Source organism: Amorphus suaedae, assembly GCF_053629675.1.
This window is the reverse complement of sequence record NZ_JBRJIT010000003.1, coordinates 65,677-90,346: the sequence shown is the minus strand read 5'-3', so window position 1 is coordinate 90,346 and position 24,670 is coordinate 65,677. Positions and strand designations below refer to the sequence as shown.

Annotated in this window: 19 protein-coding genes and 1 tRNA gene; 7 read left to right on the top strand and 13 right to left on the bottom strand. The window is 68.8% G+C overall.

The genetic code is table 11. From position 1 onward, the window contains the following. Positions 1-43: 43 nt before the first annotated feature. Positions 44-1,519, top strand: coding sequence for an indoleacetamide hydrolase (iaaH, locus tag AB7M35_RS21840; RefSeq protein WP_453962648.1), 1,476 nt, complete (start codon positions 44-46; stop codon positions 1,517-1,519). A gap of 87 nt (positions 1,520-1,606) precedes the next feature. On the opposite strand, the gene AB7M35_RS21835 is transcribed toward iaaH, so the two are convergent. Further along, on the bottom strand, positions 1,607-2,386 hold the full coding sequence (locus AB7M35_RS21835; protein WP_453962647.1) for an IclR family transcriptional regulator: 780 nt from the start codon (positions 2,384-2,386) through the stop codon (positions 1,607-1,609). Between the two features lie 101 nt (positions 2,387-2,487). On the opposite strand from AB7M35_RS21835, the gene AB7M35_RS21830 reads away from it, so the two are divergent. Further along, a complete protein-coding gene (locus AB7M35_RS21830; RefSeq protein WP_453962646.1) occupies positions 2,488-3,534 on the top strand; it encodes an LLM class flavin-dependent oxidoreductase in 1,047 nt (348 codons plus the stop codon). A 368-nt stretch (positions 3,535-3,902) separates the two neighbouring features. Further along, complete coding sequence (locus AB7M35_RS21825) at positions 3,903-4,634, top strand: autoinducer binding domain-containing protein (protein ID WP_453962645.1); 732 nt, start codon at positions 3,903-3,905, stop codon at positions 4,632-4,634. Between the two features lie 16 nt (positions 4,635-4,650). Here AB7M35_RS21825 and AB7M35_RS21820 read toward each other — a convergent pair whose 3' ends face one another. The 3 genes from AB7M35_RS21820 to AB7M35_RS21810 form a co-directional block, all read right to left on the bottom strand. Next, a complete protein-coding gene (locus AB7M35_RS21820; RefSeq protein ID WP_453962644.1) occupies positions 4,651-5,649 on the bottom strand; it encodes a glutathione S-transferase family protein in 999 nt (332 codons plus the stop codon). 127 nt (positions 5,650-5,776) lie between these two features. Further along, positions 5,777-6,346 carry an O-acetyl-ADP-ribose deacetylase gene (locus AB7M35_RS21815; RefSeq protein WP_453962643.1) on the bottom strand — a complete coding sequence of 190 codons (570 nt, stop codon included), beginning with the start codon at positions 6,344-6,346 and terminating at the stop codon, positions 5,777-5,779. A 123-nt stretch (positions 6,347-6,469) separates the two neighbouring features. Further along, complete coding sequence (locus AB7M35_RS21810) at positions 6,470-7,864, bottom strand: adenylate/guanylate cyclase domain-containing protein (protein ID WP_453962642.1); 1,395 nt, start codon at positions 7,862-7,864, stop codon at positions 6,470-6,472. A 388-nt stretch (positions 7,865-8,252) separates the two neighbouring features. Between AB7M35_RS21810 and AB7M35_RS21805 the strand changes: the two genes are divergently transcribed. Next, positions 8,253-8,753 carry a DUF2937 family protein gene (locus AB7M35_RS21805; RefSeq protein WP_453962641.1) on the top strand — a complete coding sequence of 167 codons (501 nt, stop codon included), beginning with the start codon at positions 8,253-8,255 and terminating at the stop codon, positions 8,751-8,753. A gap of 43 nt (positions 8,754-8,796) precedes the next feature. Here AB7M35_RS21805 and AB7M35_RS21800 read toward each other — a convergent pair whose 3' ends face one another. From AB7M35_RS21800 to AB7M35_RS21790, 3 genes are all read right to left on the bottom strand, one after another. Beyond that, the gene (locus AB7M35_RS21800) at positions 8,797-10,227 is read right to left on the bottom strand and encodes a homospermidine synthase (RefSeq protein ID WP_453962640.1); all 1,431 of its coding nucleotides are present in this window, start codon (positions 10,225-10,227) and stop codon (positions 8,797-8,799) included. A 131-nt stretch (positions 10,228-10,358) separates the two neighbouring features. Then, entirely contained in the window at positions 10,359-10,913 is a 555-nt protein-coding gene (locus AB7M35_RS21795) for a GNAT family N-acetyltransferase (protein WP_453962639.1), read from the bottom strand. Positions 10,914-11,101: 188 nt separating this feature from the next. Next, complete coding sequence (locus tag AB7M35_RS21790; protein WP_453962638.1) at positions 11,102-12,232, bottom strand: type III PLP-dependent enzyme; 1,131 nt, start codon at positions 12,230-12,232, stop codon at positions 11,102-11,104. Positions 12,233-12,836: 604 nt separating this feature from the next. On the opposite strand from AB7M35_RS21790, the gene AB7M35_RS21785 reads away from it, so the two are divergent. Continuing rightward, on the top strand, positions 12,837-15,536 hold the full coding sequence (locus AB7M35_RS21785) for a cation:proton antiporter (RefSeq protein ID WP_453962637.1): 2,700 nt from the start codon (positions 12,837-12,839) through the stop codon (positions 15,534-15,536). Between the two features lie 380 nt (positions 15,537-15,916). Further along, positions 15,917-15,992, top strand: a tRNA-Phe gene (locus tag AB7M35_RS21780). 366 nt (positions 15,993-16,358) lie between these two features. Here the strand turns inward: AB7M35_RS21780 and AB7M35_RS21775 are convergent. The 4 genes from AB7M35_RS21775 to AB7M35_RS21760 all read right to left on the bottom strand — a co-directional run bounded on the left by AB7M35_RS21775 (position 16,359) and on the right by AB7M35_RS21760 (position 21,506). Beyond that, the gene (locus AB7M35_RS21775; RefSeq protein ID WP_453962636.1) at positions 16,359-17,501 is read right to left on the bottom strand and encodes a TolB family protein; all 1,143 of its coding nucleotides are present in this window, start codon (positions 17,499-17,501) and stop codon (positions 16,359-16,361) included. A 4-nt stretch (positions 17,502-17,505) separates the two neighbouring features. Continuing rightward, on the bottom strand, positions 17,506-19,416 hold the full coding sequence (locus AB7M35_RS21770) for a TRAP transporter permease (RefSeq protein ID WP_453962635.1): 1,911 nt from the start codon (positions 19,414-19,416) through the stop codon (positions 17,506-17,508). A gap of 73 nt (positions 19,417-19,489) precedes the next feature. Beyond that, entirely contained in the window at positions 19,490-20,476 is a 987-nt protein-coding gene (locus AB7M35_RS21765) for a TAXI family TRAP transporter solute-binding subunit (RefSeq protein WP_453962634.1), read from the bottom strand. An 85-nt stretch (positions 20,477-20,561) separates the two neighbouring features. Beyond that, a complete protein-coding gene (locus AB7M35_RS21760) occupies positions 20,562-21,506 on the bottom strand; it encodes a dihydrodipicolinate synthase family protein (RefSeq protein WP_453962633.1) in 945 nt (314 codons plus the stop codon). Between the two features lie 171 nt (positions 21,507-21,677). Here AB7M35_RS21760 and AB7M35_RS21755 point away from each other — a divergent pair, with 171 nt between their 5' ends. Continuing rightward, a complete protein-coding gene (locus tag AB7M35_RS21755; protein ID WP_453962964.1) occupies positions 21,678-22,706 on the top strand; it encodes a LacI family DNA-binding transcriptional regulator in 1,029 nt (342 codons plus the stop codon). 92 nt (positions 22,707-22,798) lie between these two features. On the opposite strand, the gene AB7M35_RS21750 is transcribed toward AB7M35_RS21755, so the two are convergent. After that, on the bottom strand, positions 22,799-23,803 hold the full coding sequence (locus AB7M35_RS21750) for a FecR family protein (protein WP_453962632.1): 1,005 nt from the start codon (positions 23,801-23,803) through the stop codon (positions 22,799-22,801). 260 nt (positions 23,804-24,063) lie between these two features. Continuing rightward, complete coding sequence (locus AB7M35_RS21745) at positions 24,064-24,615, bottom strand: RNA polymerase sigma factor (protein WP_453962631.1); 552 nt, start codon at positions 24,613-24,615, stop codon at positions 24,064-24,066. Positions 24,616-24,670: the final 55 nt, after the last annotated feature.

The following is a 24,670-nucleotide window of genomic DNA, read 5'->3' as shown; positions in this document are numbered from 1 at the left end:
GACGACCGATCCGAGAGTTACGACCCGACGGAAGGGGCTGGCCATGGCCGTTGTCCTGGGCGCCGGCCTCGCCGCGACCGCTGCCGCCGCGCAGGAGGATCCGCGGGCGATGACGGTGCGCGAGGCCGCCGCCGCGATCCGCGCCGGCCAGGTGACCAGCGTCCAGCTCGTCGAGGCGCTGGCCAAGGCCGCCGAGGCGCACGACGACCTCAACGCCTTCATCACCCTGGACGTGAATGCCGCCGAAGCGGCCGCGGCCGAGGCCGACGAGCGGCTTGCCCGCGACGAGGCCGCCGACCAGCCGCTCCTGGGCGTACCGCTGGTCATCAAGGACAACATCATCGTCAAGGGCCTGCCGACCACCGGCGGCACGCCGGCGCTGGAGACCTTCGTCAGCGAGGCGAACGCCCCGGTGATCGAGCGCCTGGAAGCGGCCGGCGCGATCATCCTCGGCAAGACCAACATGCACGAGCTCGCCTTTGGCATCACCTCCGCCAACGCCCACTTCGGGGCGGTCGGCAACGCCTACGACGCCACGCGCTCGGCCGGCGGATCGTCCGGCGGCACCGGCGCTGCCGTCGCCGCACACCTTGCTCCCGGCGGTCTCGGAACCGACACCGGCGGCTCGGTGCGCATCCCGGCCGCCTTCAACGGCATCGCCGGCCTGCGCCCCACCGTTGGCCGCTATCCCACGTCGGGCATCGTGCCGATCTCCCACACCCGCGACACGCCGGGTCCGATCGCGCGCACCGTCGACGACTTGGTGCTGCTGGACGGCGCCATCACCGGAGGCGCGACCGTGCTCGACCCGGTGGCCCTGGATGGTGTCCGCCTGGGCGTCGCCGAGGCGTTCACCGGCGGACTGTCGAAGGAGGTCCAGGGCGTCTGGGACGCCGCGGTGGCGAAGCTGGAGGCCGCCGGCGCGACGCTGGTGCCGGTGGAAATGCCGGACGTGATGGCGCTCAACGAGCAGATCGGCTTCCCCGTCGCGCTCTACGAGGTGGCGCGCGACCTGCCGGCGTTCCTCGACGCGTGGAAGGCCGGCGCCAGCCTGCAGGACGTCGCCGACGGCGTGGCGAGCCCGGACGTGAAGTTCGTGTTCGACAACTTCGTGGTCGGCGACAAGCAGATGCCCGAGGCGGCCTATGCCGCGGCGATCGGCGTCCTCCGGCCGCAGCTCCAGACCCTCTACGCCGAGACGTTCGCGGCCAACCACCTCGATGCGCTGGTGTTCCCGACGACGATCCTGGCGGCGCCGCCGAAGGAGGGCTCGGGCGAGACCGTCGATCTCGACGGCACGCAGGTGCCGACCTTCCAGACCTACATCCGCAACACCGATCCGGGCTCCAACGCCGGCCTGCCGGGGCTGACGCTGCCGATCGGGCTGACGGACGCCGGTCTGCCGGTGGGGCTGGAGCTCGACGGGCCGGGCTTCACCGACCGCCGCCTGCTGGCGATCGGGCTCGCCATGGAAGACCTGTTCGGCACGCTGCCGCCGCCGGCGGTGGCCAGCCAGTAGGACGACCCGCAAGGAGATGCGCGGGCGGATGGCCGGTCGGTCGTCCGCCCGTTTCGCCGCCGGGGCCCATGCGCGCCTGAGGCGCCCTCAGCCCGAATGGCCGAGCGCGCGGGAGACCGCCTCGGCCGCGGTGCGCACGGCGCGGGCCGGTCTGCCGCCGGGGGTGGCGTCGAAGGCGGTGCTGGAGCCCAGCACGGTGAGCACCTGCACCACCCGCCCCTCGTGATCGTAGACCGGGGCGGCGACGGCCGAGATGCCGGCGAGCATGGTGTCGCGCACGCAGGCGACGCCGGCCGACCGGATCTCGGCGACGAGGGCGTCGATCTCTGCCGGGGAGAGCTCGGTTCCGGCCTCCGCCCGCACGGCAGGGTCGTCGTGGAAGGACAGGAACGCCCGTCCCGAGGCCGAGCGCGCCATGGACAGCACCGACCCGACGCGCACCGCCATGAACACCGACTGGGCGGCCGGCTCCACCGCCGCGACGGTGGCGCCCCGGTTGGCGAGCACCGCCAGCAGCGCCGTCTCGCCGAGATCGTGCGCGAGACGGTGCACCGCCTCGCGGCCGCGCCGCTCCGGGTCGAGGCGGCCGAGCGCCGCGAGCCCCACCGAGACCGCCAGCGGCCCCAGCACGTACTGCCCCCCGTCGCCGCCGCGCGCCACCAGGCCGGCGCGCATCAGGCTTGCCAGATAGCGATGCGCCTTCGGGGCGGCCATGCCAGTGGCATGGGCGATCTCAGTCAGCGACAGCGGCCCGGGTGCCGCGGCGATGGCGGGCAGCAGCGACAGACCGACCTCCACCGAGCGCACGCCGGACGAGCCGGGTTCGTCGGCGGGCGCGGTCGGATCGGCGGCATCGATCGTTGACATCGGGCGGGCTCCAGAATTACGCTATGTGTAATCAATTTACGAAATAAGGAAAGTCCGGACGGCTGGATGCCACGCCGTCACCGGTCTTCGGAGGATCCGCCATGACGTTCCGCACCTCGATCTTCTCCGTCCAGGACCACTACCCGGGCCGGGGCCGGTCGGTCGCCGAGCTCTACGAGCAGGTGCTGTCCCAGGCCGAGTTCGCCGAAGCCGAGGGCTACGACACCTTCTTCGTCGCCGAGCATCATTTCCACGAATACGGCGTGGTGCCCAACCCGCTGATCATGCTGTCCGCGATGGCCCAGCGCACCAGCCGCATCCGGCTCGGAACGGCCATCTCCATCCTCACCTTCCACGACCCGCTGACGGTGGCGGAAGGCTACGCCATGGTCGACGTGCTGTCCGGCGGCCGGCTGACGCTGGGCGTCGGCTCGGGCTACCTCAAGCACGAGTTCGAGGGCTACGGCATCCATCCAGCGGAAAAGCGCGAGCGCTTCGACGAGAACCTGGCGATCGTGGAAAAGGCGCTCGCCGGCGAACGCGTGCGCTACGAGGGCAAGTGGCGCACGGTCGAGGACGTGGCGCTCAACGTGGTGCCACTCCAGCGCCCGACCCCGCCGGTCTACGTGGCGATCCTCAACGGCGAGGCCGCCTACCACATCGGCAGGAAGGGCCAGAAGATCTTCACCGTGCCCTACGCCTCGGTCGGCGGGTTCGACGACATCGCCGGCCTCGTCGAGGCCTACCGCAACGGCCAGGCCGATGGCGGCATCGACGGCCAGCCGGACGACATCCTGGTCACCCTGCACACCCATGTGGCCGAGAGCGACGCCGCGGCGCGCCGCACGGCGGAGACCGCCTTCGACCTCTACGTCGACACCCGGCTCTATGCCCGCAAGCAGACCTATGACGACATCATGGCGTCCGGCCTGTCGCTGATGGGCGGCATCGACACGGTGCGCGACAAGGTGGCGGCGCTCGCTGGAATGGGCGTGAACCACATCGTGACGCTCCACAACTTCGGCCTGCTTCCGGTGCCGGAGATCGAGGCCTCCATGCGGCGGCTGATGCGCGAGGTCATCCCAAGCGCGGTGCCGGACAGTGACAACGCACGGGCGTTCTCCGGAGCCGGAACCCTGGCCGGATAGGCCCCTCCACACGATCTCCGAGCTTCCGAGAGACGCGCGCGACCGCCGGCGCCGCTCGTGCCGACCGCCCTGCGGTCTGCCGATCGGAGCCCTGTTGCCTCCCTACGGGCCGAGGCACCAGAGCGGACGCCATGGGGTGTCGGCTCGGCCCCGTCGAAACCCGATAGTCTTGGTCACCTTTTTTGAACGATGAGTTCAAAGCCCCCTTGCCTCGGTCCGTCCGGGCGGTGTCAATGGACGCAGTGAAGCGACCGTGCGCGACGGTTGCCAGCGTCGCGTCAGGCGGCATCACAGGTGAACCGGGCCTGCGACCATGCCGCGGGCGGAATTGAAGGCGATGGGAGCGGCCATCGGAAATCGACCATTCAATGGAGTTTCTCGAGCAGGCGGTACAGACCCTGGACAGGCTCCGCAGGGCAAAGACGCCCACCGATGTGGCGGCGTCGCTCGGGCAGGCCCTGTTGCACCTCGGTCTGAGCGGGTTCGGGCTGACGACGCTCGATCCGGCCACGGGGCGGGAGCCGACGGGGCGTTCGGTGCTCATGGAGAACTGGCCCGCTGGCTGGTCGAGCACCTATGCGACCGCCGGCTACCTGGCGACGGATCCGATCCTCGCCTTCGCCGAGCAGCGGGTCACGCCGTTCACCTGGCGTGACGTGCGCAGCGGCGGGTGCGGGTGCGCCCTGCACACGTCCTTCTTCGAGGACGCGGCGCGGTTCGGCCTGACTGACGGCATGGCCATCCCGCTCCGGCGCATGTCGGCCGCTCCTGCCGTGGCGGTGTTCGGCGGATCGCAGGTGCGCACCGACCCGGAAGCCACCGCCTTCCTGCAGGTGGTCGCCATCAACGCCCACGCGAAGCTGACCGGGGCGGTCGTCCATCCCGTGCGCGATACGCCCGAACGCGGAACGCTGACGCGCCGGGAGCAGGAGTGCCTGCAGTGGTGCGCGGAGGGCAAGACGAGCTGGGAGATCAGCCAGATCCTGTCGATCTCCCAGCACACCGCCGACTGGTATCTCGCCTCCGCGGGCCGCAAGCTCGCCTCGACGAACCGGCTTCACGCCGTCGCGGAGGCGCTGCGCCGCGGGCTGATCACCTGACCGGCCCGCGACGCGATCAGGAAGCGACCGGCTCTTCGGCGAAGCGGTCGCGGTCGTGCGGCGCATCGAAATCGATCTGCGGGCCGACCGGCACCACCCCCGACGGATTCACCGAGGCGTGGCTCTGGTAGTAGTGGTTCTTGATGTGGGTGAGATCGACGGTCTCGCGCACGCCCGGCCGCTGGTAGATGTCGCGCGTGTAGTTCCACAGGTTCGGATAGTCGACGATCCGGCGCACGTTGCACTTGAAGTGGCCGTGATAGACCGGGTCGAACCGCACCAGGGTGGTGAACAGGCGGACATCGGCCTCGGTCAGCCGGTCTCCCACCAGGAAACGGTGCTTCGACAGCCGCTCCTCCAGCCAGTCGAGGGTTTCGAACAGCGGCGTGACCGCCTCCTCGTAGGCCTCCTGCGAGGTGGCGAAGCCGGAGCGGTAGACGCCGTTGTTGACCGTCTCGTAGACGCGGTCGTTCACCGCGTCGATCTCGCTGCGCAGGGCCTCCGGGTAGTAGTCGCCGGCCGCCGCGCCAACGCCGTCGAAGGCGCTGTTGAACATCCGGATGATGTCGGCCGATTCGTTGGAGACGATCGTGCCCCGCTGCTTGTCCCACAGAACCGGCACGGTCACCTTGCCGGAATAGGTGGGGTCGGCGGCGGTGTAGACCTGGTGGAGCGCGTCGGCGTGGTTGACGGTGTCGGGGATGGTGCCGGGCGCCTCCCGGAACGTCCAGCCGTTCTCCTTCATCAGCCAGTGCACCACCGACAGCCCGATCTGGTCGTTCAGGCCCTTGCGCGCGCGCAGGATCAGCGTCCGGTGCGCCCACGGGCACGCGAGCGAGACGTAGAGATGGTAGCGGCCCGGCTCGGCCTGGAACCCGCCCTCGCCGGTGGGGCCGGGGCTGCCGTCGGCGGTGACGTAGTTGCGGAAGGCGGAGTTCTTGCGGACGAACTTGCCCTCCTTGTTGGCGAACCCGCCTTCGTCGGAGATCCACTTGCCGTTGTCGAGATAACCCATTCAGCGTTCCTTCCTGTCGCCCGGCCCCGCTCCGCTCGGACCCGATGGGGTTGAGCGGCGCGGGCCGAGGCGTTGCGGGTGGCCGGGCGCGCGGCGCGGCGGCCGTGCCCGGTGGCGTCGTCGATGGTCAAGTCCGCTCCGGCGCGGTGGCGAGGCCGCGCGTCTCGAAGGCGGTGGCGTGGTGGTCGGCGCTCGCCTCTGAAAAGCAGCAGAACACCACGGTGTCGAGGTCGCGCGGTTCGGCACCCAGCCAGTCGGCCACCGTGCCCACCGCGATTTCGGCCGCCCGATCGGCGGGGAAGCCGTAGACGCCGGTCGAGATCGCGGGAAACGCGATCGAGCCCGCACCGGCCTCGGCGGCCAGCGTCAGCGACGACCGGTAGGCCGAGCCGAGCAGCGCGTCCTCGGCGCGGCCGCCGCCCGACCAGACGGGCCCCACCGTGTGGATGACGTGGCGGGCCGGAAGGCGGAAGCCGTCGGTCAGCCGCGCCTCGCCGGTCGGGCAGCCGCCGATCCGGCGGCACGCCGCCATCAGCTCCGGCCCGGCGGCCCGGTGGATTGCGCCGTCGACGCCGCCGCCGCCGGCGAGCCGGGTGTTGGCCGCGTTCACGATGGCGTCCACCTCCAGCGCCGTGATGTCGGCGACGACGATCGTCAGTCGCGTGCGGTCGATGGTTCCGGTGCGGATCGTCTTCATGGGATGGTGCGGTCTGTGTGCGTCATGTCGGATCGGAGCGGGGCGCCGCGTTGGCGCCGCCCCACGGGAGGGGAACGGTGCCGCCGCCGTTCGGTTCGCTTGCCCGTTGCCGCGCGCGGCGGCTCAGGCATCGAACGCCACCAGCGTCAGGGTGCCGACGGCGCCGTCGACCCGGCAGTCGTCCAGGGTGCGGACGCCGCGCGCCGGCGCGTACCCCTGCTCGCACGCCCGCGCATAGGTGCCTCCGTCCACCAGCCCGATGCAGCCGGCGACCTTGTTGTGCTTCTCCAGCTTGGCGGCGAGGTTGGCCGGCTCGCCGATGACCGTGTATTCGAGCCGCTCGTCGTTGCCGATGGTGGCGAACACGATGCGCCCCGCTGCGACCGCGCCGTTGATCCGCAGCGGCTGGTCGATGCCGCGGGCGGCAAGCGCCGCGTGCCAGGCGGGCACGATGCCGAGGATCTCGTCCAGGGCGGCAACGGCGTCGGCGGCGGCGGTCTCCGAGGGCATGACGGCGCCGAAGCTCGCCATCACCCCGTCGCCCAGGAACTTGTCGATGACGCCGCCGTGGCGCTCGACGATCGGCACCACCAGCCCGTGATAGAGCGTCAGCGCCTCGACGACCACGTGGGGCGAGACGGTGGTGGCGAACGGCGTGAAGGCGCGGATGTCGAGCATCATCACCGCGGCGTCGCGCTCCACCGCCTGGCCGGCGGAAAGCTCCATCTCCGACGAGGTGATGACGTCGGCGACGCCCTCAGACAGGAAGCGCCTCATGTCGCGGGTGGCGCTGCTCTCGCGGATCGCGGTGATCAGCGTCGACCGCGCCCGCCAGAGCAGCAGCGCCAGGATCGCCGTCACCGTCAGGATGACGAACACCTTGTCGAACTCGGCGCCGATCAGGATCGCGTTGCCGCCGAGATAGGCGGAGAAGGAGCGGGTGACGGTGCCGGGCGGCGAGCTGTCGAGGGCGAGCCCGACGACGACGATCCAGCCGAGCGCGGCCAGCAGACCCTGGGTGATGACGAAGCGCGGGTCGAAGCGCAGCGCCCGGACCGCGATGAACACGAAGATGTACATGAACGTCGGCACCTTCAGTGAAAACGCCGGCGGCTGGCCGTACTGGTAGTGGAACGACCAGATCAGCCCGAACAACATCGCCGTGTCGACGACCATGGAGAGGAACAGGAACCAGCCGGGCAGCGCGTTGACGCGGGCGAGCGCGATGCGGATCAGCGTGAACACGAAGTAGATGCCGAGCGCGATCGGCACGGGGGCGAGCATCATGCCGGCGTCGGCCGGGCGCGGCGCGATGGCATAGAGCGTGGCGAAGGTGAGCACGACGGCGAGCTGCACCCAGCCGATCAGGCGTTCGGAGCGCTCTTCCTCGGCGATCACCAGTCGCTGGATGCGGGCCGGCAGCGGGCTTGCCCCGCCGGAGCGGCGGAACAGGGAGAGCGGCGCGAGCGCGCGCCGACGCCCGCGCTCCTCGGCGATCGCAGTCGGCTGATCGGCCATGCTGTCTCCCCCCGGCCGCCCCATGGCGGCCTCGTCCGACCGTGTCGGCCCATGCCCGGCGCATGACAGCGCCGGCCGTTCAAGCCAGGCCGCCTGGCCGGCTCAAGGCCGGCGCGGCCGTACCTGCAGACGATGATAAACCGGCGCCGCAGGGCATGCGGCGATCATGTCAGCCGGTGACGGGATCGTGAAGGTGCGGGCTGGGGGTGACCGGTCAGGCGCACGCGGGAACGTGGACCGGCTGCGGCGCGTTGTCCGGAAGGCGCGAGGCGCAACGGAACGCATGGTTGCCGCCGGTCGGGGCCTCCGGGCGGCCCGGATGTGCCATCATGAGCCGTCGGGAGCGATTCGATCCGGGCGGCACGCAGCGGGCAGGGGACGGACAGGCATGGTGAGACGCGGCATCACTCTCGTCTCCGCCGTCGTGTGCGGGGTCATCTTCTCCCAGCTTCCCGAATACACCCAGCAGTACCGCCAGCGCCTCGGCGGCGCGGTCGACGAGCTCCAGGCCGTCGTGGCGTCCTTCGACGCCGACGCCAGCCGGGTCGGCTATTCCCGGCCCCAGGCGATCGCGGCGCTGGCGCGCGCCGAGGACCCGTTCCCGCGCGAGCGGGCGAAATCCATGCAGGAGACCATCGAGCGCTACGAGCGGCTGACCCGCCAGCAGGCGGCGTTCCGCACCGCCGGCCCGTTCGGGCGGATGGCGGTGCTGGCCGAGGACTTCGATCCGAAGCTCGCCCAAAGCGCCTGGGCCGACTTCGAACCGGCGGTGCCGACCACCATCGAGGGCGCGGTGGTGGGCGGCGCCGGAGCCGTCTTCGGCGTCGTGCTGGCCGGCCTGCTCGGTGTCTTCGGCTTCCGACGGCGCAGGCGCCGCGCCACGGCCTAGGGGCCCCCGCCTCCCGGCGGGCGCCGCCTTCTTCAGGGTCCGCCTAGCGCACCAGCACGTTGCGGAACTGCCAGGGATCGCTCTCGTCGATGTCCTCCGGGTAGAAGCCCGGCCGGTCGGTGAGCGGCGTCCAGTCGGTGTAGTAGCCCTTCACCGGCCCGAGATAGGGCATCTGGACCTCCAGGCAGCGCCGGTAGTCCATCTCGTCGGCCTCGACGATGCCGGCCTCCGGGTTCTCCAGCGCCCACACCATGCCGGCGAGCACGGCGCTCGTCACCTGCAGGCCGGTGGCGTTCTGGTAGGGCGCGATCTGGCGCGTCTCCTCGATGGAGAGCTGCGAGCCGTACCAGTAGGCGTTCTTGGCGTGGCCGTAGAGCAGCACGCCCAGCTCGTCGATGCCGTCGACGATCTCGGTCTCGTCGAGGACGTGCAGCGTCTCCTGCGGGGTGCCGCCGTTGCCGAACAGCTCGTGCAGCGACAGCACCGCGTCGTTGGCCGGGTGGTAGGCGTAGTGGCAGGTCGGCCGGTATTCCGGATCGAGGCCCTTGCCGACGGTGAAGTAGTCGGCGATGGAAACGGACTCGTTGTGGGTCACCAGGAAGCCGTACTGGGCGCCCGGCGTCGGGCACCAGGTGCGCACGCGGGTGTTGGCGCCCGGCTGCAGCATGAAGCGGGCCGACTGGCAGCCCTCGGTCTGGCTCTGCATGTTGTCCGGCTGCCAGGTCTCGTGGCTGCCCCAGCCGAGTTCGGCCGGCTGGAAGCCCTCGGAGATGAAGCCTTCCACCGACCAGGTGTTCCAGAACACGCCCATCGGCTTGGGCAGGCGGGCGCGCTGGGTGTCGCGCTCGGCGATGTGGACGCCCTTCACGCCGAGGTCGCGCATGTAGGCGGCCCACTCGTCGCGGCTGGTCGGCTCCGCCCGGTCGAGCTTCAGCTCGCCGGCAAGGTCGACCAGCGCCTGCTTGACGAACCAGGACACCATGCCCGGGTTGGCGCCGCAGCAGGAGACGGCGGTGGTGCCGCCCGGGTTGGCGGCCTTCTCGCGGCGGACGGTCTCGCGCAGCGCGTAGTTGGTGCGCGCGGCGGCGCCGGCCGACTTGTCGAAGTAGAAGCCCAGCCACGGCTCCACGACGGTGTCGATGTAGAGCGCGCCGATCTCGCGGCAGAGCTTCATGATGTCGAGGGAGGAGGTGTCGACCGACAGGTTCACGCAGAAGCCCTGGCCGCCGCCCTTGGTCAGCAGCGGGGTCAGCACCTCGCGGTAGTTGTCGCGGGTGATGGCCATCTGCTCGAAGGCGATGCCGCGTTCGTCCAGCAGCTTGCGGTCGGTGTCGACGGGATCGATCACCACCATGCGCTCGCGGTCGAACGAGAAGTGGCGCTCGATGAGCGGAAGCGTACCGCGGCCGATCGAGCCGAAGCCGATCATCACGACGGGGCCGGTGATGGTGCCGTGTACCGGATGGTCGGCCATGGGAAGCTCCTTGATTCAGGCGGAAGGAATGGATCGAGGCGGAAGGACAGTATCGGTCAGGCAACATGACGGCGCGGGCGGTGACGGTTGTGTGACCGTGACCACCCGCAACGTCGAGAAAAAATCCTGCCTCAGGCGGCGGCGGGAAGATAGCGCGGAAGCGGCGCCAGCGGGGTGACGAGCGACGGGGCGGCAAACGCGCCGGTCGCGACCACCATGCCGCGCGCCTCCGACAGCGCCCCGTCGACGAGTTCCGTCGCCTGGAAGCGCGGCCGGTCAACCGGTCCGGGGAGGACCAGGCCGTCGGCCAGCCGGGCCGAAAAGCCGAAGCGGGCATAGTAGGCCGGATCGCCGACCAGCAGCACGGCGGCGTGGCCGAGCGCGCCGGCGCGGTTGAGGGCGCGGCGCATCAGGGCGGAGCCGACGCCCAGGCCCTGGGCGGCCGGATCGACGGCGAGCGGCCCGAGCAGCAGCGCCGACACGCCGCCGGCCGCGACATGCCACAGGCGGACCGAGCCCACCAGCCGGCCGTCGTCTTCGGCGGTCAGCGCCAGGCCTTCGGCCGGCAGGCGGCCGGCGCGCAGCACTTCGCTCGTCTTGGCGAAGCGATCGGCTCCGAAGACGGCGTCGAGAAGGGTTTCGCGGGCCGACCAGTCGGTCGGCGCTTCGTCGCGCAGGTGGATCATCGGCCTAACCCCTTCCGGCCGCCACGTGGCGGTCCGGCGAGAAGACGAACAACGGGTGAAACGAAGCGGCGGCCCGGGCACCGGGTCGCAGACCGGCGTGTCCGCCGTCCCCGAAGGGACCGCGAACCGCGCGCCGGGCCTTGCGGGCCGCCGTATCCCGCCGCGGACGAAGCCGCGGCGGTCGATGCTCAGATGACGTAGGACTGAAGCGGCGGGAAGCCGTTGAAGCCCGCCGACGAATAGGTCGTCGTGTAGGCGCCGGTGCCTTCGATGAGGATCTCGTCCCCGATCTCCAGCGTGATCGGCAGCGGGTAGGGCGTCTTCTCGTACATCACGTCCGCCGAATCGCAGGTCGGACCGGCGAGGATGCAGGGCGTCGCCTGATCGCCGTCGCGGCCGGTGCGGATCGGGTAGCGGATCGCCTCTTCCATCGTCTCTGCCAGACCGCCGAACTTGCCGATGTCGAGATAGACCCAGCGGGTGTCCTCGGCGGCGCTCTTGGTCGAGATCAGCACGACTTCCGTCTTGATCACGCCCGCGCCGCCGACCATGCCGCGGCCCGGCTCGATGATCGTCTCCGGAATGCGGTTGCCGAAGTGCTTGCGGACCGAGCCCATGATCGCGCGGCCGTAGGTCTCCGCGGTCGGGATGTCCTTCAGGTACTTCGCCGCGAAGCCGCCGCCCAGGTTGACCATCTTCAGCTCCACGCCACGCTCGGCGAGGGTGCGGAAGAGGTCGGCCGCCACCGAGAGGGCGCGGTCCCAGGCTTCGGTGTCGCGCTGCTGCGATCCGACGTGGAAGGAGATGCCGTAGGGCGTCAGGCCGACCGAACGGGCGTGGCTCATCACGTCGACGGCCATCGCCGGCTCGCAGCCGAACTTGCGCGACAGGGGCCACTCGGCACCCTCGCCGTCGCACAGGATCCGGCAGAAGACGCGCGCGCCGGGGGCGGCGCGGGACACCTTGTCCACCTCGGCGACGCAGTCGACGGCGAACAGGTTCACGCCGAGCGCATGGGCGCGGGCGATGTCCCGTTCCTTCTTGATCGTGTTGCCGAACGAGACGCGGTGCGGGCCGATGCCGGTCGCAAGCACCTGGTCGATCTCGACGATCGAAGCGCAGTCGAAGTTGGAGCCGAGCTCCGCGAGGAGCGACAGGATTTCCGGGGCCGGGTTGGCCTTCACCGCATAAAAGATGCGGGTATCCGGCATCGCGTGGGCGAAGCCGAGATAATTCTGGCGGACGACGTCAAGGTCCACGACGAGGCAAGGGCCATCGGGGCGACGCGTGCGAAGAAAGTCGAGGATGCGATCGGTCATTGTCGCTACTCCCCCTCTTTGCGAGGTTGCTCCAACCGGGTTGCTTTTCGGGCGTCAACTGCCGCGATGGAGACGGCAGGACGACCTCGAAGACCCGAAGCCGACCCTGGGGCCGGCTATGCTCATTGCGTAGGCGGATCCTCCGAGCAGGGAAAAAACCCTTTCGGAAACCGAATCCGGCCTATCGAAATGCCGCCGTTTGGAACGGGAGTTTCCCATTCCGCACGCCTGGCAAGGATGTAGTCGCCTCTTCAGTGACCCCGGCCTTTGGAGAGCCGGCAGAGACCAAAAAAGCCCTCTACGTCGTTGCTTCAAGTCGCGCTGCGTGCGGCGATCCGCTCGCAGGGTCCGGTATGCTCCGGAAGACCGGTCTTGCCCTGTCTTGTTATCGACTGACCGGCACGCGACCACAGGCACGTGCGAAATTGGGCAAGACGGAAATAGGAGAAACGAACCCGTCCCGCAAGGGCAAACTTGCGTCTGGGGCGAATTTCATCATGCTCGTGGCGCGTGCAGTCGGGATTGCGTCGCGGCCCTTGTTCTTCGCTCCGAAAAAGCCTCTTTTCAGCCCGATGAGACCGCGTCCGATTCACCGGGGCGATCAATGAGTCTTCCTTACGTTCTCGCCGCAATCGCCGGTCTGCTGCTCGTGATCGGGCTGACGGAGCCGCTCAGCCGGAGGCTGGCGCTGCCGCCCTCGGTCATGCTCGCCGCGGTGGGCATCCTGATCGGCACCGGGGCCTCGCTGCTGCTGTTCTCCAACTTCAGCAGCGGGCTCGACGACGTCGCCGCTGTGTTCGTCTTCCCGCCGCTGAATTCGGAGGTGTTCCTCTACATCTTCCTGCCGGCGCTGCTGTTCCACGCCTCGCTGTCGCTCGACGTGCGGCGGCTGATGGAGGACGCGGCGCCGATCTTCCTGCTCGCCGTTGTCGCCGTCATCGTCGCCACCTTCGTGATCGGCTTCGTGCTGCAGCCGGTCTCCGGCATGCCGCTGCTGGTCTGCCTGCTGCTGGGCTCGATCGTCGCCACCACCGATCCGGTCGCCGTCATCGCCATCTTCCGCGACCTCGGCGCGCCGGCCCGGCTGGTGCGCCTGGTGGAAGGCGAAAGCCTGTTCAACGACGCCGCCGCCATCGCCCTGTTCGTGCTCCTCCTGGAAGCGCTCACCACCAACGCCGAGATCACGCTGCAGGCCGCCGCCTACACGCTGGCCGTGTCCGCCGTCGGCGGCGTGCTCGTCGGGCTGGTCGGCGGCTGGTGCGCGCTGGCGCTGTTCCGGCTGGTGCGCGACCTGCCGGCGGCGCTGATGACGTTGTCGCTGGCGCTTCCCTATCTGGTCTACGTGATCTGCGAGACGGCGTTCCACACCTCCGGCGTCAGCGCCGTGGTCACCGCGGCCTTGGTGGTCGCCTCGGGCGGGCCCACCCGGGTGTCGCCGGACGCCTGGCGCCACGTTACCGAAATCTGGGACCAGATCGCCTTCTGGGCGAGCTCGCTCATCTTCGTGTTCGCCTCGCTCCTGGTGCCGAAGCTGCTCGGCGGCGTCGACTGGGGCGATCTGGCGAGCCTGGTGGTGCTGATCCTGGCGGCGCTGGCGGCGCGGGCGGCGGTGCTGTTCGGACTGCTGCCGCTGCTGTCGCTGGCCCGCCTCTCCCAGAAGGTCGCGGTGCCCATCAAGGCCGTCATCGTCTGGGGCGGGCTGCGCGGCGCCGCCACGCTGGCGCTGGCGCTGGCGGTCACCGAGAACGGCCTGCTCGAACAGGACGAGAAGCGCTTCATCGCGGTGCTGGCCACCGGCTTCACCCTCTACACCATCCTGGTCAACGGCCTCACCCTCAAGCCGCTGATCCGGCTCCTGAAGCTCGACCAGCTGTCGGCGTTCGACCGGGCGCTGCGCGAGGAGGTGCTGGCGCTGGCGCTCGGCAACGTGCGTGACGCGGTCGCCACCGCCGCCGACGACTACGACATCGCCCCGGTGGTCGCCCGCGAGGCGGGCCGGCCCTACGAGGCGCGCATCTCCGCGGCGCGGGCGGAAGCGGAGAAGGCCGAGGACATCCTCGACCGCGACCGCGTCACCCTGGGGCTGGTGGCGCTCGCCGACCAGGAACGCTCGATCCTGCTGGAACACGTCAACGAGCGGACGGTATCGCCGGGCATCGTCTCGTTGCTGGTCGTCGACGCCGAGCGGATGCGGGAAAACGCGCGCTACTCCGGCCGCGTCGGCTACCGGCGGGCGGCGCGGCGCGCCCTCGACTTTCCGCTCTCCTTCCGCATCGCGCTGCGCATCCACCGCTTCACCGGCTTCGACCGCTGGCTGATCAAGGCGCTGGCGGAACGCTTCGAGCGGCTGCTGGTCAGCCGCATCGTGCTGGGCGAGCTGGTGCCCTACGTGCGCAACCGGCTGGTGCCGCTGCTCGGCGAGCGCGTCGGCGACATCGTCGAGGAGATTCTCACGCTCCGGCGCGATTCGGTCGCCAAGGCGCTCGACGCGCTGCGGCTGCAGTATCCCGACTACGCCGCCGACCTGGAGCGGCGCTTCCTGATGCGCATCGCCACCCAGCGCGAGGAGCGCGAATACCGCGCGCTCTACGCCGACCACCTGATCGGGGCGGAACTGTTCTCCGACCTGGAGCGCGGGATCGACCGCACCCGCACCACCATCGAGCGCGGCCCGCGCCTCGATCTTGGCATGCGGACCCGCGATCTCGTCGCCCAGTTCCCGCTGTTCAAGAACCTCACGTCGGACCAGATCGACAAGGTGGTGCGGCTGCTCAGGCCGCGCTTCGCGGTGCCGGGCGAGCGGCTCATCCGAAAGGGCGAGCGCGGCGAATCGGTCTACTTCATCTCGTCGGGCGCGGTGGAAGTCACCACCGGCGAGCGGCGGGTCCGGCTCGGCCGCGGCGACTTCATCGGCGAGCTGGCGCTGCTTTACGGCGGCCGCCGCAACGCCGACGTGACGGCGCTCGGCTACTGCCAGATGCTGGTGCTGGAGGGCGAGGCCTTCAAGGCGCTGATCGACCGCTATCCGGAGATCGGCGTCGAGGTCGAGGCGATCGCCGAGGCGCGCAAGCTGATGAACAGCCGCATCGCCCATGCCGAGGAAAGCACCTCGGGGGCGGCGCCGGAATTCCGCCCCAGCAGCGACTACGACGACGAGGACGACGACGAGGACCGCTCCGCCCGCCGCGTCGCGGCGCTGGCGCGCTGGCGCACGCCGGGCTCGTCCGGCCCGCCCGAAAAGGCGGAAAAGGCAGAAAAGGCAGACAAGAAGGACGGCTCGCGCCCGGCCCCGAAAGAGGGCTGAGGCGGGGCCGCGTCGAACCGGACCGCGTAGGCACGCGTGCGGCGATGATCCGGGATTCGGGTGGCGAAGATCGCGGACGATCCGCCACGTGACGCACCGCCGGGCGTGCGGGCAGGCTGGTCAGGTCATCCGCCGATCGGCGCCGCCAGATCCGGAACGCCCGCTAGCCAGACAAGAAAATCCGCGAGATATCAGGATGTTGGGCGTTCGCGGCCGGCGCCGTTCCTGCCGTTCTCGACCGGAATGCCGGGCGCTTTCGCGCATCGAATGTGGATTGGGCCGCACGGTGTGCGAACGGGCTGGACAGGCCGCCGCCGACTTCCTATAAACCGTCGCTCCCAACGCGGGGGACGGACCGACCGGTCCGCGCCCTCACGGTCGCCCAGGTAGCTCAGTTGGTAGAGCATGCGACTGAAAATCGCAGTGTCGGTGGTTCGAATCCGCCCCTGGGCACCATTTCCCCTTCTCACGGCTTCTCATAGTGGCTGAATAGTCCAGGAAAACTGCGGGTTCTGACCCCGCAGGGTGCTCGTACGTGTCCACCACACATCCTTGAAGCGCGTGCGTTTGGGGGAACGATCTCGCCGTTGCCCCCAAACGGAAAAGGTCGTTTCGATCTCACTCAGCCGCCAGGACTCGTCGAAGAACGACGGAAGCACGCTGTAGAGGTGTGGGATCGTGAACAGCCCTTGGCCGGATCGGTCTGGATCCAGCTGCCGCGCTCCACGCCGTCGGCCTGCTCCGGAGCTGACCCGCCCGTCGTGGAGCCGTCCTTGGCCGCTCGCTGCCGTCAAACGCATGACGTCGAGCGGTCAGTCTCCATCACACAGCAGGACCGTCATTCCCGGCAGCTGTGTCAGCCTTACGTTCAGGCGATCGCAGCTCCTCGGAAACAACGTAGATCTGGGCATTCCCGCTGCGGTCGGAGGTGAACACGATCTCCCGTCCGTCCGGGGAGAAGCGGGGGTGGGGATGGGTGTGCTGCGGCGCGTAGACCTTCACCGGCCCGTTGGCGTAGGGAAACGGCCCGGCCCAATGCTCGCCCATCGAGCTCGCCTCAGGCCGGCAGACGAACCGGGCGCGCTGCCGGTCCCGCTCGGCGAGGTCGAGCAGGTGGATCCCGATGTCCGGAAAATTGGTGTCGCAGACCAGCCGCCGTCCCGATGCGTCGGGGGCGCCGTGCCAGACTGGGAAGTCGGTGACCCTCCTGACCTCGCCGGTGGCGACGTCGATCTCGCCCAACCCGTTCGGCCAGTCGACGAACAGGATCGACCGGCGGCCCGGACGCCAGACCTCGTGGGTGATCCATTGAAGGTCGTGGGTGCGCTCGTGCAGGCGCCGGTCCTGCCGACCGCTGCGGTCGGTGACCCAGACGCGGTCCGTCATGGGACCGGCATAGAGAATGAGGTCGTCGTCGTCGGGACAGAATTGGGGATGGCCGATCGTGGCCTTTTCCAGAAACACCTCGGTCGAGCCCCGCTCGGTGTCGATCATCCAGAAGCGGGTGAGGGAGCCGTCCCGCACGGGGACGGCCCACCAGCGGCCGCTGGCCGATAGGGCGGTCGTGCCCATCGCCGCTCCGACCATGCCCTTCTCGCGCATCTCGGCCGCACCGAAGTGGGTCAGGCACTCGCGCTCGCCGGTGGCCGGAGAGACCCGGTATCCGGCCTGGCCGGCGACGTAGTAGATCCAGCGTCCGTCCGTGGACGGAATGACGGACCATTCGGCGAGCGTCTCCTCCTCAGTGAGCTGAATCAGCTCCAGGCTTTCCTGATCCTCGACGAAGATCTCGGGACGGCCAGTGCGGTGGGAGACGAACACCAGCCGCCGCATTGCCTGATCGAATGCGTCAACGAAAAAGAAGGGATGGTGGTGGATCGACGGGTGGGTCGTGACCTGGCGCAGCGTGCGCCCGTCATCGTCGGTCCAGGTCCGGCCTTCGGCAGGCCAAGTGCGCCACGTCACGCCGTTACTCCGCGGGTTGAATGAAGAGGCGGTTGCCCACCGCTCGCCATTGAAGGCGGAAGGCGAGGTAGGTCGCCGCCAGCACGCCCCAGCCGACCGTCACACCGGCGATCCAGAGCGGCGACCCGAATGGCTCCATCACGGCGACAATGCCGGCCACCGCGACGAACGCGCGGAGCGGCAATGCCAGCGGTCGCCCGCACCATCCCCCGAACGCGACGGCCCAAAGCGCGGTGGAGATCATCAGCGCCCCGGCACTGACGGCGATCGCGCCGGCGCTTCCCTGGCCGAGGATGGCGGGATCGAACACGAAGCCGAAGGGGATGAAGAAGGCGACGAGGCTCAGTCCGAACGCCGACATGCTCGTCTTCATGGCAGATGCCCGGCCGACGCCGGCTGCGGCGAACGAGGCCAGCGCCACCGGTGGCGTGACCATCGACAGGACGCAGTAGTAGAAGATGAAGAAGTGGGCGGCGAGGGGCTCCAGACCGAGCTTCTGCAGGGCCGGTACATAGAGCACAGCGCCGATGATATAGGCGGCGACCGTCGGCAGGCCCATTCCCATGATGATGCAGCCGACCATTGCCAGCGCCAGCGAGGCGTAGATGGACCCTTCCGACAACGACAGCAGCGAAGCGGCAAATTTGAGTGCCAGGTTCGACTGGACGGCGACCGCGATCACCAGTCCGATCGCGGCGATCGGCACCGCAACTTCGGCCGCCTGACGCGGCGCGTTGCGCAGTCCATTGACGATTTTCTCGCCGCCGATCCACGTGCTCCGACGAAGAAACGGCACGACAAGGCAGCTGAGCGTCGCGAACACGGCGGCGTAGGAGGCCGAGTAGCCGTAGACCAGTGCGGTAATCAGAACGATCGGCGGCAGCAGCAGATGGATGCGCGGCATGAGCGGCGCCGTTGCGGCCACCTCCTCGGCTGTCATCGCGCGCTGGCCGTCGCGCCGCGCGATCAGGTCGACGACGAGGAGCAGAGCCAGATAGAAGGCGACGGCCGGAATGAGGCCCGCCAGCGCGATCTGCGCGTAGGGGACGTTCAGCATTTCCGCCATGATGAACGCAGCCACGCCCATCACCGGCGGCATCAACTGTCCGCCAGTCGACGCGATTGCCTCGATGCCGGCGGCCTGGTGGCCCTTGAAGCCGCAGCGTTTCATCAGCGGGATCGTGAACACGCCGGTGGACACGACGTTGGCGACGGCGCTGCCGGAGATGGAGCCCATCAGGCTCGAGGCGATGATTGCCGTCTTGGCGGTGCCGCCGACGGCACGGCCGGCAAGCCGGATGGCGAGGTCGATGAACAGCTGGCCGCCGCCGACGGCGGCGTAGAAGGCGCCGAACAGAATGAAATAGAAGACGAAGTCGACCGAGGTGGAGGTGGTGATGCCGAGCACGCCCGCCGTCGTCATGGTGCTGATCTCGATCGCCGCTTCGAGAGTGAAGCCGCGGAAGGAGAGCCAGCCGGGCAGGGCGCCGCCGAGGAAGGCGTAGGCGATGAACACCAGAAGCACCGCCACCAGGATCCAGCCGACCGCGCGCCGCGCGCCTTCGAGCAGCAGCCCGATCAGGAGGGCGCCGGCCCAGATGTCGATGGGGAAGATCGGCGAGACGTTCTCCATCCGGGTGGTCAGCCGCTCGAAGCCGGTCAGGTAGTAGGCGGCGACGGCCAGCGTCGCTGCCAGCACCAGACCGTCGAGGCCGATCCGGAGCGCGCGGGGCATCCACCGCGCCTTCAGCGGCCGGCACAGGAACAGCAGCACCAGCGCGAAACAGAGATGGATCGGGCGCTGGAACATCGGCTGCTGGGGTTCCAGCAGGATCCAGCCCTGGAAGGCGATGAACGCCAGCCCGATCAGGAAGATCGCGGCGCCAAGGGGGGAGGGAAGAGACTTCGTGGGCATGGACAGGCCTCCTCGACCGGTGTGAAGCCGCAGCGGGTGGCGCAGGCGCAGGCCCGCGCCACCCGGCGGGCGCTTACATCCAGCCGCGTTCCTTGTAGTAGCGGACCGCGCCGGGATGCAGCTCGATGCCCACGTTCTCGGGCTTCCAGGCCTCCTCCGGCTTGAAGTTCCGCCATGCCGCATGGGCCTCGCCCATCGCGGGGGCGTTCTCGATCAGCGTCTTGGTGATCTGGTAGGCCGTCTCGTCGTCGAGCGAGGCGCTGGCGATCAGCACCGTGCCGAGGTTGGCGCCGGTGTTGGCCTTGGTCTGGTCCTCGAACCAGGGCCCGTAGGTGCCCGGCTGAAGGCCGTTCTTGGCGAGCAGGTCCATCGCCTTCGGCGGAATGTCCAGGAACACCACGTCAGCGGTCAGATTGACCTCGGTGATCGTCGGATGCCCCTTGATCATGGTGTCGATGTAGATATCGGCGTTGCCATTGCGGAGCTGGTCCGGGATCTGGGCGGCGGCCACCTGGATCACGTCTCCGCCGTCTTCCTTGATCTTGTCGAAGCTGGAGCCGTAGGCCTCGAGGATCATCTCCGCGGTCGGAACCGCGCTCGATCCGGTCGGCTTGATCAGGAGCCGGATCGGCTTGCCCGAGGCGATGATCTCGGCGATGTCGTCGGTTCCGGCCTTGTCGATGAACTCCTTGCGGGCCATGACGCCGACGTAGACGTCGTTCAGCCCGCCGACGAGGGCGCGGATGTCGGGCGCCGAAGCGCCCTGGTAGATGTCGGCGCCGTCGCGGGCCCAGACGGCGGTCGCGACGTTCGACAGGGCGATTTCGGCCTTGCCGCTCTCCACCACCATCGGATTGGCGACGCCGCCGCCACGCGCGATCACCTCGACGGAATTGTCACCGAGGATCGGCTCGATCATCTGTTCGAGCGTGGCGGCGAACACGTACCACGAGGAGCCTTCCCGCATGGCCCCGATGCGGATGTCCTGGGCCTGGGCCGGGACCATCGTCGCGAACGCGGCTGCGGTGGCGACGATCGCGGAGCCGAGGCGCATTTTCATTGAGTTGATCACGATTTCCTCCCTGGGGTCTTTTTTGGGTCCGCGCCTCCGCGAGGGAGACGCGGCCGTGATTGGGCGCGCCGGATCAGGCGGCCTTGGTCTGACGCACGGAAGCGAACCCCGCTGCCTCCATCGCCGCCTGGATCTCCCGCTCGGCGGCCTCGCCCAGCGGCTGCAGCGGCTCGCGGACCGTAGCGTGATCCAGAATGCCGCGATGAACGAGCCCGATCTTCAGCGCGACGGTGCCCTCCATGTGCGACCCGCGATGGTAGATCGCCTGGGTCACGGGCAGCAGCCGGTCGTGGATCGCCTTGGCAGCGGAGTAGTCCTGGGCCTTGCCGGCCTTGATCAGATCGACCAGCGGCTCCGGGGTGACCGAGGCGTAGCCGACCAGGAGTCCGTCGACGTCGAACATGGTCGGCAGCAGCCACTCGTCATGGCACGACAGGATCTGGAGATCGGGGTGGGCGGCGCGCAGCTGCGGGATCTCGGTGTACCAGCGGCGCATGTTGCGGACGCCGTTCTTGGTGGCGACGACGCCCGGCTGGCCGGCGATTTCGAGCTGGGTCTCGAGGTTGTAGCTCGCCTTGGTCGCGTCGGGGTACTGGAACAGGATGCACTGAAGCCCCGATTCCTCGTGGATCGCGCGGTAGCGCTCCTGCGGCGCGCCCTTCTGGAAGCCGAACCGCAGCCAGCCGTGGTTCGGGTAGACCAGGGCGCCGGTGGCGCCGGCATCCTTGGCCCGCTTCGCCTCCAGGGCGGCGACCTTGGTGCCTTCGCCGGTGATGCCGGCGATGATGGGGATACGGTTCTCCACCGCTTCGGCGTAGGTGCGGATGAGCGCGACCTGCTCCTCGGACGTCAGAAACGTCCCCTCGCCGGCATGGCCGAGGATCACGAGGCTCTTGACCCCGTCGATCGAGGCGAGCCAGCGGGCCACCTTGGCGTTGGCGTCGTGATCGACTTCGCCGGACTTGGTGAAGGCGGTAACTGGGGCGGGGTTCAGTCCGCGGAGATCCATGACAGACATCGGCTTTTCCTCCAGGATCGTCTATAGGAACGTTCCCATTCCAGCGCCCGCGTGTTCGCACTTGCGAGAAGGGATCGTTTGTGGGAACGTTCCCATCTAGCGGCCGGCCTGGGTGCGAGTCAAGAAAAATGTGCGTTGGGCGTGCAGAGCGGCGGACGCGAGGAGGGACTGTTGAGCAGTGATATCGATCCCGCAGCGAGGAACGCGCGCGTCACCATCCTCGACGTCGCGGCCGCGGCAGGCGTCTCGAAATCGACGGTCTCGCGGATCTTGGACGACCGCTTGCCCCGTTCCGACAGCGAGACCGCACGGCGGGTGCGCAGGGTCGCAGCGGAGCTTGGCTACATCCGCGATGTCTCTGCTTCGAGCCTTCGTCGCGGGCGGACGATGACGATCGGTGTGATCGTTCCGCGCCTGACCGACACGGTCATGGCGATGCTCTACGAGGCGATCGCCCTGGCGTGCGGCCGCACCGGCCAGTTCGCCGTGGTGGCCACCACGAACGACAACCCGGATGCCGGCCGCGCAGCGGCGGACACCCTGCTCAGCCGCGGCGTGGACGGGCTGATCCTGTCGACCACCCGCATGGACGACGACTTTCCGTCCGAGCTGGACCAGCGCGGCGTGAACTATGTTCTGACGCTGAGGACGGACGGCCACAGCCCGACGTCGATCGGCGACGACCAGCTCGGCGGCTACCTGGCCACCCGGCACCTGCTCGATCTGGGCCACCGCCGCATCGGTCTCATCGCGGGGCCGTCCTATGCGTCCAGCGCCCTGAACCGGGTGGACGGCTACCGCCAGGCGATGGCCGAAGCGGGCGTGGAGATCGAGCCGGACTGGATCGTCAGTTCGACGTTCGGCATGGATTCCGGGGCGGAAGCCGCCAACCGTCTGATGGAGCTGAGCGAAAGACCGACGGCGGTCTTCGCGGTGAACGACAATACGGCGGTCGGGGCACTGTCGGCGATGTCGCGAATGGGCCTTTCGGTACCGAACGACATATCCCTCGTCGGCTACAACGACATTCCGCTGGTAAGCCGTCTGCCGACGCCGCTCACCTCGGTCCGCGTACCCTTCGACCAGATCGCCACGTCCGCGCTTCAGCTTCTGGAGCTTGGCGCGGACCGGCAGGGGGACCGCCTCAGGGTCGCGACCCCGTCCCTGATTCCCCGTCAGTCGACCCGCCCGTTGAAGTAGACAACCGTGACGTCATCATTTTCCGCTGTCGAAGAGGACCATCGCGCTCAACGTCAGATGCGGACGGCGGCCTGACTTCGGCGACGCAGCCTTCAGTCGCTCAGCACGACGATCAGGCCCATCCTGGTTGCCTTCAGGCCGAGCGCCTGTTCAAGAAAGGCGAGCGCGGCCGAGGTATCGGAAACGGCAATGGTGCCGCTTACACGCCGTTCCCCCAGGCCTTCGCCAACAACGAGGATCCGTCCGGAAAAGTGCCGCTCGAGTTCCTGGACGACGCTCGAAAGGGGTTGATTGTCCAGAACCAGATATCCGCGGCGCCAGGCGAGCGCAGCCGAGGCCTTCTGATTGGTGATCTCGCCGAGACCACGGGAGGCGCTGTAGCTGACGTGTTCGCCCTCTTCGAGCCGGATCGGCGCAAGGTCCTGGCCGGCGAATTCCATCAGGACCGCGTTGTGGGTCACCGTGACGTCCGTTTCGTCCTCTCCCCGACGGATGTCGAACGCGGTTCCCAGCGCCGTGACGCGTGCGTCTCCTACATGGACGCTGAACGGCCGATCGGGATCGGGCTGGACCTCGAAATAGGCCTCGCCCCTCAGAAGCCGGACCGTTCTGGCGCGATCGGTATAGTCGAACGCGATTGCAGATCCTGCGTTCATGAACACGGTGGAGCCGTCATCGAGATCGACAACGGGCAGCTCCGCGACGCCGGAGATGACATCGGCCCGCATCCGCATTGGTCCGTCGAGGCTGAAGAAGGCCAGCGCAACGATCGCAATGCCCAGCACGGTACCGGCGGCGGCCTTGCCACGCCCGGGTGCCTTCGGTTCGAAATCGCGCAGGCCCGGATCTGAGCTGATGGCGGAGCGGGCGTCGCCGAGCACCTTCTCCGCCGCATCGTAGGCCCGGCGGTTCTCGGGATCCTGCTCCAGCCAGCTGCGAAACGATTGCAGGTCTTCGTCGGCGAGCGCCGTGTCCCGGTTCCGGAGGACCCAGTCGGCAGCCTCCTCGTGGCGCTTGCGCTGCTCGCGCGTCAGTCGCCTCTTCGCCATGGTTCCCGACGAGCTCCAGTTCGGTTTGACACCCGGTTCGCTGGTCAAGCGGTCGCCCAAACCAGATTGCAGGCCTGCTGCCGATTGATGCCCGCGCGCGGTGCGTCATTCAATGGTCGCCCCCCCGGGACCACGAAGGGACGGGGCGACGGCCGCATCGAAGGCGCTCATGGGAAGCTCCACGTTCATCTGCGAAAGACGGGAAGCCCTTCGGGTTGCTCTGCCGCCGCCCGCTGTCCGGGAGCGCCACCCCTTTCGAGAGGCCCTGTCTCACTCCTTAGACGAACAGGTCGGAGATTTTGGGACCTTCAATCCAGCTGCGACAGGCAATCGAGACAATGGGCGAGGGCCCGCCGCAGATGCCGGTCCACCATGTTCCGGGAAATGCCGAGCTTCGCGGCAATTTCGTCAGGCGTCCGGTGATGCAGTCGGTGCAGGATGAACACTGCCCGCCGCCGTGCCGGCAGTTCGCCGATCGCCTCGCGCAGGACACGAAGGCGAGCCTCGGTTTCAAGCCCTTGGTCCGGAGCGACCGACCCCGCCGCGACGCTGTCTGCCGCCTGCTCCATCGAGGCAAACAGCCGGGCCTCGAACTGTTCGCGCCGGTACTGATCGATCCCGAGGTTGATCGCGGCACGGCAGAGAAACGCCTTGATCGATCGCTTGTCCCGCAGCACTTCGGGCTGGGACGAAAGCTTGATGTAGAGATCGTGGACGATGTCGAGCGCATTGTACTGCGAGGGGCTGCGGCGCCCGACCGCCTTCGCCACGTCGGCGTAGTAGATCTCGATGGCGCGATTGAGAAGCTCGTGGCCGTCGATTCCGGAGGGATCGGCAATGGTGTCGGACAGGCGGCCCATGATTGCTGATTGCCTTCGATCAATCCCGAGAACTGCAGGCACCGCCGAACACACG